General features: G+C 64.9%; 12 protein-coding genes. 8 read left to right on the top strand and 4 right to left on the bottom strand.

Annotation, left to right across the window (positions count from 1 at the left end):
• Both K0M74_RS07330 and purC read right to left on the bottom strand, forming a co-directional pair.
• The coding region (locus tag K0M74_RS07330) for a pitrilysin family protein (RefSeq protein ID WP_293969869.1) at nucleotides 1-1595 on the bottom strand (1595 nt) is incomplete at its 3' end.
• A 138-nt stretch (nucleotides 1596-1733) separates the two neighbouring features.
• Nucleotides 1734-2513 carry a phosphoribosylaminoimidazolesuccinocarboxamide synthase gene (purC, locus tag K0M74_RS07325; RefSeq protein ID WP_293969866.1) on the bottom strand — a complete coding sequence of 260 codons (780 nt, stop codon included), beginning with the start codon at nucleotides 2511-2513 and terminating at the stop codon, nucleotides 1734-1736.
• Between the two features lie 343 nt (nucleotides 2514-2856).
• Here purC and K0M74_RS07320 point away from each other — a divergent pair, with 343 nt between their 5' ends.
• Entirely contained in the window at nucleotides 2857-3780 is a 924-nt protein-coding gene (locus tag K0M74_RS07320) for a crotonase/enoyl-CoA hydratase family protein (protein ID WP_293969863.1), read from the top strand.
• Here the strand turns inward: K0M74_RS07320 and K0M74_RS07315 are convergent.
• Nucleotides 3777-5387 (bottom strand): alkaline phosphatase D family protein, encoded by a 1611-nt coding sequence (locus K0M74_RS07315; protein WP_293969860.1) that lies wholly within the window; start codon nucleotides 5385-5387, stop codon nucleotides 3777-3779. The genes K0M74_RS07320 and K0M74_RS07315 overlap by 4 nt on opposite strands.
• Nucleotides 5388-5480: 93 nt before the next feature.
• Nucleotides 5481-6617 carry a DUF3667 domain-containing protein gene (locus K0M74_RS07310; protein WP_293969857.1) on the bottom strand — a complete coding sequence of 379 codons (1137 nt, stop codon included), beginning with the start codon at nucleotides 6615-6617 and terminating at the stop codon, nucleotides 5481-5483.
• Between the two features lie 79 nt (nucleotides 6618-6696).
• Between K0M74_RS07310 and K0M74_RS07305 the strand changes: the two genes are divergently transcribed.
• From K0M74_RS07305 to K0M74_RS07275, 7 genes are all read left to right on the top strand, one after another.
• Nucleotides 6697-7983: a glutamate-5-semialdehyde dehydrogenase gene (locus K0M74_RS07305; protein ID WP_293969854.1), complete on the top strand. Its 1287-nt coding sequence runs from the start codon at nucleotides 6697-6699 to the stop codon at nucleotides 7981-7983.
• Nucleotides 7984-8013: 30 nt separating this feature from the next.
• Entirely contained in the window at nucleotides 8014-8286 is a 273-nt protein-coding gene (locus K0M74_RS07300; protein ID WP_293969851.1) for a CopG family ribbon-helix-helix protein, read from the top strand.
• Nucleotides 8283-8570: a type II toxin-antitoxin system RelE/ParE family toxin gene (locus tag K0M74_RS07295; protein ID WP_293969848.1), complete on the top strand. Its 288-nt coding sequence runs from the start codon at nucleotides 8283-8285 to the stop codon at nucleotides 8568-8570. Before K0M74_RS07300 ends, K0M74_RS07295 begins: the two co-directional genes overlap by 4 nt.
• The gene (locus K0M74_RS07290) at nucleotides 8567-9220 is read left to right on the top strand and encodes a nicotinate-nucleotide adenylyltransferase (RefSeq protein WP_293969845.1); all 654 of its coding nucleotides are present in this window, start codon (nucleotides 8567-8569) and stop codon (nucleotides 9218-9220) included. The genes K0M74_RS07295 and K0M74_RS07290 overlap by 4 nt, the downstream gene beginning before the upstream one ends.
• Entirely contained in the window at nucleotides 9217-9615 is a 399-nt protein-coding gene (gene rsfS / locus K0M74_RS07285; protein WP_088442481.1) for a ribosome silencing factor, read from the top strand. The genes K0M74_RS07290 and rsfS overlap by 4 nt, the downstream gene beginning before the upstream one ends.
• A gap of 33 nt (nucleotides 9616-9648) precedes the next feature.
• Nucleotides 9649-10077, top strand: a complete 429-nt coding sequence (locus K0M74_RS07280; RefSeq protein ID WP_293969840.1) for a 23S rRNA (pseudouridine(1915)-N(3))-methyltransferase RlmH — start codon at nucleotides 9649-9651, stop codon at nucleotides 10075-10077.
• The coding region (locus tag K0M74_RS07275) for a peptidoglycan DD-metalloendopeptidase family protein (RefSeq protein ID WP_293969837.1) at nucleotides 10074-11309 on the top strand (1236 nt) is incomplete at its 3' end. The genes K0M74_RS07280 and K0M74_RS07275, both read left to right, overlap by 4 nt.

The following is an 11309-nucleotide window of genomic DNA, read 5'->3' as shown; positions in this document are numbered from 1 at the left end:
TTGTAATTGTCGTCGGGGTTTTGGGGGGCTTCGGGGGGCGCCCCCACGCAAACGTGGGGCGCGCGGCGCTGGGCGGCGAGGATCGCATCGGAGCCGCCCTCGATCGGCTTTTTTGCTGATACCCGCGCGAGCGGGGCGCTGAAGCCCTGCATGCGTTTGCGGAACGCCGCGGTGACGGCGGCGGCGCTGAGCGACGGCGCGGCCGCCTCAAACAACGCCTGCGACGTTTCGGGACGGACAAAGACGATATCGCCCGTCGCCGCCGTGACCAGCGCGTCGGCGAGCGCGTCGCTGCGCCGCGTCGTCACTCCGGCAACGGCGTTTCGGAACGCGGTGCGGCGGGTCGCCAGTTGCTCGTCGACTTCGGCCTGGGTGAAACCATGCTGTATCGCGCGGCGCTGTTCCTGTTCGATTAGCGCCAGCGCCTCTTTCCACGCGCCTTCCTTGGCGACCGCGCCGACGGTTACCTGATCGAAGACTCTCCAGCCCGCTGCTTCGCTGAAATAGCCAGCGAGGATCGGCGAATCCTCATCAAGCGCAAGCTTACCCAGACGGCGGCTGACGATCGCTTCGCCAATATTTTCGGCCAGCGTGCGTGCGCGCTTTGCTTTGGTGTCGGGCTCGAGCGTCCACGGTTTGAACGCGGCGATCGTCACCGAATCCTGGATCGCGGGGTCGATGAAATCATCGGCCGCCGCCGCACGCTGATAATCGACTGTGCCGATGTCGGGATCGGCGCCGGCGGCGCCGCGCCCCTTCCAGTCGCCAAAGCGTGCCGTGATCTTCGCCTCGACCGCTGCCGGATCGAAGTCACCGACCATCACCAGCGTGGCGCGTTCGGGGCGGTAATAGCGATCGTACAGGTCACGCAGCCGTGCCGCAGGTGCGGTCTTGATAACCTCTTCGGTGCCGACCGGAATGCGGCTGGCGACCGTCATCCCCTGCATCTGGAAATCGAGCTGGTCGACCAGATTGCGTAGCTGATAGGTGTCGCGCGCGCGGCGTTCCGACAGGATGATGCCGCGCTCACGATCGACCGCGGCGGGATCGATCGTCAGCTCGCTGCCCGTTTCTCGCATCAGCATCAACCCGGTGTCGATCAGATCGTCGGAGGCATTGGGCAGGTCGAGCTTGTAGATTGTCTCGTCAAAGCCGGTCGAGGCATTGGTATCAGCGCCGAACGCCAGCCCCTTGCGTTCGAGCAGCTTGATCATCTCGCCCTCCGGCACATTGGTCGAGCCGTTGAACGCCATATGCTCGAGGAAATGGGCGAGGCCGCGCTGGTCGTCGGCCTCGGCAAAACTGCCGACGTCGAAGCGCATCCGCAGGACGACGCTGTCTTTGGGCGTGCTGTTTGCCAGCAGCGCATATTTCATCCCGTTGGGCAGCACGCCGAACACAATGTTCGGATCGACCGGCACATCGCTCGCGGCGAAGTTCCAAGCCCGCGCCGCGTCGGACTGTGGATTGGTCGCGGCCGTTACCGCGGTGGTCGTGGCCGGCGCCTCTCTGGCATAAGCCGGTGCGGAAATTACGGCGAGAAGGACGAGGGGCGAAAGCGCGGCCGAGGCGCGCCGGACAAAGGAGCTGGTCATGCAAATAATGTGGCCACCGTCGCGCGCGCGGTCAAGCCAAGGCTATGCCAGCATACCGATGATTTCGACGGCCTATGTGAGCGATTCGGATCCTCACAGCATCGATATGTGAGGCCATCAACCCGTTCGTGTTATAGGTTAGCTGCCCTTTTTCTTCCGGTGGCTCTCAAGGTCGAGCACCGCGTTCTCGCCGCCCTCGGGCAGCAGGCCAAGGCGGCGCGCGACTTCCTGATAGGCTTCAACTTCGCCGCCGAGGTCGCGGCGGAAGCGGTCCTTGTCGAGCTTTTCGTTCGTCGTCATGTCCCACAGGCGGCAGCCGTCGGGGCTGATTTCGTCGGCCAGGATGATACGGCTGAAATCGCCGTCATACAGGCGACCGAACTCGAGCTTGAAGTCGACAAGGCGGATGCCGACCGCGGCAAACATCCCCGACATGAAGTCGTTGATGCGGATTGCCATGTCCTGAATATCATGCAGCTCTTCCTGGCTGCACCAGTTGAAGCAGGCGATATGCTCCTCGGCCACCAGCGGATCGCCGAGCGCGTCGTCCTTGTAGCAATATTCGATCAGCGTGCGGGGAAGCTGCGTGCCTTCCTCGATGCCAAGGCGCTTCGACAGCGTACCCGCGGCGACGTTGCGCACGATCACTTCGATCGGCACGATCTCGACCTGCCGGATCAGCTGTTCGCGCATGTTGAGGCGACGGATGAAATGATGCGGCACGCCGATGTTGCCGAGCAACGTGAAGACATGCTCGGAAATCCGGTTGTTGAGCACGCCCTTGCCACTGATCGTACCCTTTTTCTGGGCGTTGAACGCGGTCGCGTCGTCCTTGAAATACTGGATCAGCGTCCCCGGTTCGGGGCCTTCGTAAAGGATCTTCGCTTTGCCTTCGTAAATCTGGCGGCGACGGGACATGATGTGCAAACTTTCTGCCGGAACCAAATGAATGGCCCCGGCAAAACGACTCACGGGGAGGCGCGCCGCCGGGGCAATGGGGCGCCTATAGCGGCAAAGCGGGGGCGCGTCATCAGTCACGTCGCCGCGATGATCATCCCTGTCGCGTAGCGATCGAGAGGTGGCCGTGCGAAGCGCTGACGGAGGGGCTTTCGCGCTGCCGTCGCCGCCCCTCCACCACGCCTGCAGCGGCGGTCCCCCTCACCATGGTTTCGCCACGGGGAGGATTTCCCCTTACGTTTACGTAAAGGTCTTGCACTCGCCCGCACCGCTTGCAACGATACGGAGAACAAGGAGAGAGAATATGAGCTTCGACCAGATTCGCCTCGACAAGCATGAAGGCATCGCGCTGCTGACGCTGCACCGGCCCGACCGGATGAACGCCTTTACCACCGAAATGATGCTCGAGATCGTCGCCGCGCTCGACGAATGCGACGCCGACGATGGCGTCCGCGCGGTCATTTTTACCGGATCGGGCGAGCGCGCCTATTGCGCCGGGGCCGACCTGGGTCAGGGCGCCGCGACCTTTGATTATGACAAGCGCACCGACAAGCAGGCGATCCTGCCCGATGGCATGGCGGCAAGCCCGGTCGGCGAGGACGGGACGATCGATTGGTCGCATCCGCTGATCCGCGATTCGGGTGGGCGTGTGTCGATGCGTATCTTCGACTGCAAGAAGCCCGTTCTGGGAGCTATCAACGGCGCCGCGGTCGGCATTGGCGCGACGATGACGCTGTCGATGGATGCACGTCTGGCGAGCGAGACCGCGCGCTATGGCTTTGTCTTTGCGCGGCGCGGCATCGTCCCCGAAGCGGCCTCTAGCTGGTTTCTCCCGCGGCTGGTCGGCATCCAGAACGCGGTCGACTGGTGTTTCTCGGGCCGCCTGATCGATGCCGCCGAAGCGCATGACAAGGGGCTGGTGCAATCGGTCCACAAGCCCGGCGAACTGGTCGACGCCGCGATCGCCAAGGCGCGCGAGCTAACCGATCATAGCGCGCCGGTGTCGGTCGCGCTGACCCGCCATATGCTGTGGCGCATGCTCGGCGCGCCGCACCCGATGAGCGCGCACCGCTGGGACAGCCGCGCGATCTTTGCGCGCGGACGCAGCGCCGATGCTGCCGAGGGGGTGTCGAGCTTCTTGGAAAAGCGCCCCGCCAATTTCACCGTCAGCGTGGCGAACGACTATCCGTGGTTCGCTGAGTTCGAAGACACGCCGCCCTATAGCTAAGCGGTGTCGAACCTCCGCCGCCCACGCGTTGCCGTCATGCGGTGCGTGCCTTTCAGCAACGGCGTATGGGTGCGGATCGATTCGACATTGTGCCAATTCGCGCCGACGCGATCGCGGGTCAGCTGGACGATCACATAGCCGCGATCCTGCGTGTTCGCCCATTTGAGCTGGGACGACGATCCGCGCAGCGCCGATACGCGCTGGGTATCGGTGATACCACGCGTATAGGCTTCATAGCCGGGCGAAGTGACGCTTTGACCGGCGATCTCGATCCCCGCCGGGCGCCCGCCTTCCGACAGATCGAATGCCCACGCGTTGTGCGTGTCGCCGGTCAGCGTGACCAGATCGGCATCGGCGCGCTGCGCGGCGGCGAGCAGGCGCGAGCGCGCCGCCGGGTAACCGTCCCACGCATCGAGGTTGAACGGAATGCCCGCCTTGGCCGCCATCTGCGCCGCATCAATGCGGCGACGGACATTGTCGGCCATATTGGCACCGAACCAGTCGCGCGCTTCGGGCGGGGTGAACAGGCTGCCCATCACCACCTGCTGCGCGCACACCTGCCAGCGGGTTCCGGATTTCGTCGAGGCGGCGAAGCCGTCGAACAGCCATTTTTCCTGGCTCGCGCCAAGCATCTGCCTCGCCGGGTCGCGATAAGTGGTTTCAGCGAATTGCTTGAGTTGCGCAGCTGTGTCGCCGCCGCCCGCGACGATCTCGGCAATCTCAAACTGTTTGTCACGGTCCGTTACGCGCGTCTCAGGCAGGAAAATCGTCGCGAGGTCGCCGACCTGATAATGGCGCCAGCGCGTATCGGCGACGGGCATCCATTCATTATAGGCGCGTTCGGCTGCGGCTACCCGGTCAGGCCATTCGCCTTCGCCGTCATTATGGTTCTCCGCGCCACCTTTCCAGGCGTCGTTGGTCATCTCATGATCGTCCCACTGCGCGATCATCGGGAACAATGCGTGTAGCCGCGCCAAGTCGGGGTCGCTGCGATAGGCGGCGTAGCGAAGGCGATAATCGGCAAGTACCACCATTTCGTGCGCTGGCTGGATATCGCGACCCGGTACCGCCTGCTGGAGCGAGGGATAGTCGCCGATCGGATATTCATAAAGATAGTCGCCCGAATGGACGACCAGGTCGATGTCCTGCCGCGCCGCGGCGTGGGCATAGGCGTTGAACCAGCCGAACGGCAGATTCGAACAGGAAAAGAGCGCGAGCGTGAAAGCACTGGTCGGACCTTCGGGAAGGGTGCGGGTACGGCCGGTGATCGACCGGCCGCCATCGGGCGCGACGAAGCGGTAATAATACCAGCGGCCGGGTTCAAGGCCGCTGACCACCAGCTTCGCGGTGTGGTCGCGTTCGCCAGCGGCCGTGACGCTGCCCCCGCCGACGACGCGGGCGAAATCCGCCGTTTCAGCAACTTCTGCAGTCAACATTGTGTCGTTCGCCGCGGCGTAACGCGTCCACAGCAGCACCGAATTCGAACCGGGCTCACCGCTTGCCACGCCGTGGGTAAAGCCCTGCGCCATCATCGCGATGGCCGCGCCGGGCAGCGACAGCGCCGCCAGCCCTGCGGTACCCAGTGCGATCAGCTGACGCCGATCCATTTCGCCCCAATGATGATGCACGGCAATTCTCCTCCTCGACCGGCGGGTTCTTTGCCCGGCCTTTGCTACGATTCGGCGCTGCCCGGATTTGGATTAACCCATCACCCCCACGGCGAGCAGTAGGAACATGAACATCATCACCGCAAACAGGCTAAAAAACAGCAGCAAATTGGCGCGCACAAACGCACCGAAACGCGACGAACGATAGGCGCCGCGCAACTGGCGATACATGTGAAAGGGGACGTAGATCAGCGCGAAAGCAGTGGCAAGCTCGCCGAAGATCGAGAGATTTAGCAGGCGCACCGCAACAAACAAGAGCAGCATAAAGCTGATCGAATAGGTCACAAAGACAAAATGATCATAGGTGTGAAAGCGGCGGCTGAACGGAAAGAGCAACCACATGAAGGGCAGCGAAAGCGGGATCAGCGCCCAGGCGAATTTATAGGCGTTCGCCTGCAATTTGTAGAAGACAAGCGCGGGGTTCGCCAACGCCTTGCGCAGCCCCTGATCGATAAAGGCAACGCCGGTATCGACCTTGTTGCGCGAGATGAAGTCGGCGCCTGTCATCAGCTGGTCGGCTGGATCCTCCAGCACCGGCGGCCCGGCGGCGCGATCGGCAGCGCGTTCACTCGCACTGCGGCTGCGCGCTATGCCCAGAACGTCCGCACTCTTTTGCAGAATCTCGCGCTCGCTGCGAAGCTCCTCGCGCGCCGCCGCCACCAGATCGGGCTTTGCAAGTTCCGCGTCGATCCGGTCGACCTCGTCCTGCATGCTGTCTTTGATCGCCGCGGCCCGCGTCTGCTCGTCCGCAGCCTTGGCGAGCCCTTCGCCCACCCCGCTGCCACTGCCGACCATCGCGAGCACAGCGTAGGTGAGAAAAACGGCGAACAGGAACAGAGCGAGCGGCGATATGAAGCGCGCGCGTTCGCCGTGGATATAGCGGCGTGTCAGGTCGCCGGGCCGCCACGCGAGGAGAGGCAGCGTGTTCCAGATCTTGCCCTCGAAATGAAAGATCGCGTGGACCAGATCATGACCGATCGCACCGAAACTGCGGTGGATATCGGCGCGCTGGCCGCAATGGTGACAATGCGACCCGGTCAAACTGGTGCCGCAATTCAAACAGCGCCGGGCACTCGCCGACTCGCGCGGCCCGCCGTGCTGCGGCTCAACCGCGCGTGCCGCCAAACCTGCGGTGACCGCCGCCCCGATGCCTTCGATATCCCCGCTCATGACGCCCTGCCTAAAGGCGCGCGAGAAAGGGCGCAACGGGACTTTCGGGCGTCACGCAAAACGTGATAGTGGCAGCACCATGAACGCTGAAGCCCTGACCACCCCGCCGATGCCCGGCGACGCTGCCGCACTGATCGCCGACATGGGCGCGCGCGCGCGCGTTGCGGCGAAACAGCTGGCGCTGGCGGCAACCGCGGACAAGGCCGCCGGACTGATCGCCGCTGCGGCAGCGATCCGCGCCAGCGTCGCCGACATCCTGGCCGCCAATGCCGAGGACATGGCGGCAGGACGGACGAACGGGCTGTCGGGCGCGATGCTCGACCGGTTGCGGCTCGACGAAACGCGGCTCGCCGGAATTGCCGATGCCATCGACGCGGTTGCGGCGCTGCCCGATCCTTCGGGCGCCGAGATAGACCGCGTGGCGCGGCCGAACGGGCTGGTGCTGAGCCGGGTGCGCGTGCCGCTGGGCGTCGTCGGCATCATTTATGAAAGCCGCCCTAATGTGACCGCCGACGCTGCGGCGCTGGGGCTGATGTCGGGCAATGCGGTGATCCTGCGCGGTGGCAGCGAGGCGGTGCATTCGAACCGCGCGCTCCATGCCGCGTTCGCGGCTGGGCTGGTGGAGGCCGGGCTGCCCGCCGATGCGGCGCAACTCGTGCCGACGCAGGACCGCGCAGCGGTCGGCGCCATGCTGCGCGCGCAGGGGCTGATCGACATCATCATCCCGCGCGGCGGCAAAGGCCTTGTCGCGCGGGTGCAGGACGAGGCGCGCGTGCCTGTACTCGCGCATCTTGATGGCATCAACCATCTCTATATCGACGGCGCCGCCGATCCGGCCAAGGCGGTCGCGCTGGCGGTCAACGCCAAGATGCGCCGCACCGGAATTTGCGGCGCGACCGAGACAATCCTGATCGACCGCGCCTATCCCGCGCCGCTCGCGATCATCGACGCGCTGGTCGCGGCAGGTTGCGAAGTGCGCGGCGACAAGGCCGTCACGGCGTTGAGCCCCCATGTCGAAGCCGCGTCGAGCGGCGACTGGGACACAGAATATCTCGATGCAATCGTCTCCATCGCCATGGTCGAAGGTTTGGTAGGCGCGCTGGCCCATATCGACGCGCATTCGAGCCGCCACACCGATGCGATCGTCACCGAGGATGCTTCCGCGGCAGAACGCTTCCTGACCGAGGCCGACAGCGCAATCGTCATGCACAATGCCTCGACCCAATTCGCCGACGGCGGCGAATTCGGCCTCGGCGCCGAAATCGGCATCGCCACCGGGAGGCTGCACGCGCGAGGGCCGGTCGCGCTGGAGGGACTCACCACCTATAAATGGCTGGTGCGAGGGAACGGCCAGACGCGATCTTGAATCATTTGTATACAAGTGATACAACGATGCATGGATTCAACGACGCCGATCACTACGCGGCTCGACGCCGCCACCTTGGAAGCGCTCGACACACTTGCCGAACGCTATGATCGCTCGCGTTCATGGTTCGTTGCGCAGGCCGTTCGACAGTTTGTCGAACGCGAAGCAGAGATGCTTGCAATCATTGAGGAAGGCGAGCGTTCCGCGCGAGAAGAGCCGCTGATCTCGCATGAAGAGATGAAAAAGCTGATCGCTGCGAAGCGCACCGAACTCCGTTCAAAGCGCGACGAAGCGGCAGCGTGATCAATGTCCAATGGTCGCAGGCAGCGACAGAAGACCTGCTGAACAATGCCGACGGGCTCTATCTGGTCGATTTCGATCTGGCGGATGCGTTGCTGTCCGAAGCCGAGCGCGCGAGCAACTCTCTGGCGCTTGCACCACGCGCCGGATCGCTGGTCGATGCAAAGGGGCTGCGAAAATGGCGTTTGGACCAGCTTCCGTTTGCCCTGCTGTATGATGTGAATAGAGAAAGGCTTCTCGTCCTTCGAGTGGTCCATTTGCGTAGCGACTGGCAAACCCTACTGTGATCCCCACCGGCCTCCTCGGCGGCAGTTTCAATCCCGCCCACGGCGGGCATCGCGCGATCAGTTTGAATGCGATCGATGCGCTGGGACTGGATGAACTGTGGTGGCTGGTTTCGCCCGGCAATCCGCTGAAACCCAAGGCGGGTATGGCCTCGCTCCCTGCGCGGCTCGCCTCGGCGCGGCACATGGCGCGACGGTCGCCGATTCGCGCGACGGGAATCGAGGCCGAGCTAGGCACGCGCTACACGATCGACACGCTCAAAAAGCTTGTCCGCCGCTACCCCGATAGGCAGTTTATCTGGATCATGGGAGCCGACAATCTGGTCCAATTGCCCCAATGGCGCGACTGGCGGGGGATTGCGCGACTCATGCCGATTGCGGTTGTCGCGCGTCCGGGCTATAATGACCGCGCCCACGCAAGACGTGCGATGGGTTGGCTTCGGCGCTTCGTCCGGCCCGCGGACCAGAAATTGCATTGGACGGACTGGAGACCGCCCGCCCTCGTGTTCCTGCGATTTTCGCCCGATGTGCGATCCGCAACTGCGATACGGCAGGCCAACCCCCGCTGGTTCGAACGCTATGAAGGCCGCGCTTTGCGCGACCCGCTGACCCGTTTACGCCTTGTGGACCCGATTAGGAAAGGACGCATTTGATCTCCGCCACCCAGGGTGCCGCGCCCAGCGCCGCATCCGCCAACGATAATGTGGACGCACTCCACGCTCTGATCCTCCACCAGCTGGATGAGGATCAGGCCCAGGAAACCATTTCCATCCCGCTTGCCGGCAAAAGCAGCATCGCCGATCATATGGTGATCGCGAGTGGCCGGTCGACGCGCCATGTCTCGGCGATTGCCGAAAAACTGGCGCAGCGGATCAAGCAGGAAGCGGGCCGCCAGGTTCGCGTCGAAGGGCTGCCCAATGCCGATTGGGTGCTGCTCGATGCAGGCGATGTCATCGTCCACCTGTTCCGTCCCGAGGTGCGTAGTTTCTACAACCTCGAACGCATGTGGTCGTTCGGCGACGCGCCGCCGGTCACGCTGGCAAATTGACGTCCCGGCCCTGCCAAGGGTAGGCGGGGCGTCATGTTGCTGCACATCATCGCGCGCGGGCGCATCGGGCGCGGGCCCGAGGCCGAGCTGGTCGAGCGCTATATGAAGCGCGTGACGTGGGCGCAGAAGATTTCCGAGCTTCCGGATATGGGCGGTCGTATGCCTGCCGCCGCCGAGAACAGCCGCACCATCTTGCTCGACGAGGGCGGCGAGCAGATGTCATCGGTTGAATTTGCAAAATTGCTGGAAAGTTGGCGCGATGACGGGGTGCGCGAGGCGCGCTTTTGTCTCGGCGCCGCCGACGGCTTTACACCCGCGGAACGCGATGGCGCTGACAAGGTCATCGCCTTTGGCCGCGCGACCTGGCCGCATCTGATGGCACGCGCGATGCTCGCAGAGCAATTGTGGCGCGCGACGAGCATCGTCGCGAACCATCCTTATCACCGCGAGGGACGGCAATGAGGCGCGCTTTCGCTGCGCTTGCGGTGCTCGCGGTCCTGGCCGGCGGCGCGCTCGCAGTGGCGCAAAGCGACGTCTTTGATCTGCAGGCCATCGCCGCACGCGAACGCGCGCAATTGCTCGGCGCCAAGCAGCAGTCCGCCGAAGCCATGGCGCGCAGCACCCGGCTGGAAGAGCAGGCCGCCGCCGCAAGCAGCGAGGCCGACCGGCTGAAAATCCGCAGCGCCGCGCTCGCCGCGCGCATCCAGTCGGCCGAGGCCGACATCAGCGCTGGCGAAGCGCGGGTTGCGCTCGTCAGCCGCCGTCTGGAGGCGCCGCGCGCGCGGCTGGCGCAGCAGCAACAGCCATTGCTCGAACTCGCCGCCTCGCTCCAGCAGCTCAGTCGCCAGCCGCCGGTCAGCGTCCTCGCGCAGCCGGGATCGCTCACCGACATGGTCCACGCCCGCGCGGTGATCGACGCCGCGATGCCGGTAATCGAACGCCGCACCGCGGGGGTGCGCCAGGAATTGAACCAGCTGCAAACAACGCGCCGACAGCAGGCGGTCGCGCTGAAAGCGCTGTCCGCCAGCAAGGTCCAGTTGTCGCAGCGCCGCAACGCCCTGACGCGGCTGGAGAATGAAGGCCGCATGCGCTCGCGCGAGCTGATGAGCAGCGCGCAGCTCGAGGCGGACCGCGCGCTGGGGCTGGGCGAGAAGGCACGCGATATCGTCGAACTGATGGACACGCTCGAGGCTGACGGCGCGGTGCGCGCCGAATTGGCGCAGCTCGCCGGTCCGCTGCCGCGCCCACGCAACCCGGCCAGCACGCTTGCCAGCGCGACCCCGCCTGCCCCCGCCGAGGCCGAGCTTACGGCAGGCGCATATCGCCTGCCCGTCGTCGGGCGCATCGTCGCCGGGCTGGGTGAGGTCAACGAAAGCGGGGTCCGTTCGCGCGGCGTGACAATTGCGGCGCGTCCCGGCGGACAGGTCGTAGCCCCTGCGCCCGGCCGCGTCAGCTTTGCCGAGGATTATCGCGGTTATGGCAAGATCGTCATCATCGACCATGGCGGCGGCTGGGTCTCGCTGCTGACCGGCATGATCGGGCTTTCGGTCACGGTCGGCGACACACTCGACGCCGGCGCGCCGCTCGGCCGCGCCGGGGGCGCCGCCCCCCGCCACCCCCGTGGACAGCGCCGCGGGGGGGGGCCCGGCGCGTTTGGGGCGGGGATCGGGTGGTGGGCGCCCGGTATACCCCCA

The sequence above is a fragment of the Sphingopyxis sp. genome, assembly GCF_019459305.1.
Taxonomy (GTDB): domain Bacteria; phylum Pseudomonadota; class Alphaproteobacteria; order Sphingomonadales; family Sphingomonadaceae; genus Sphingopyxis.
Note: the sequence above shows the minus strand (reverse complement) of the source record. Positions and strands in the feature narration are given on the sequence as shown.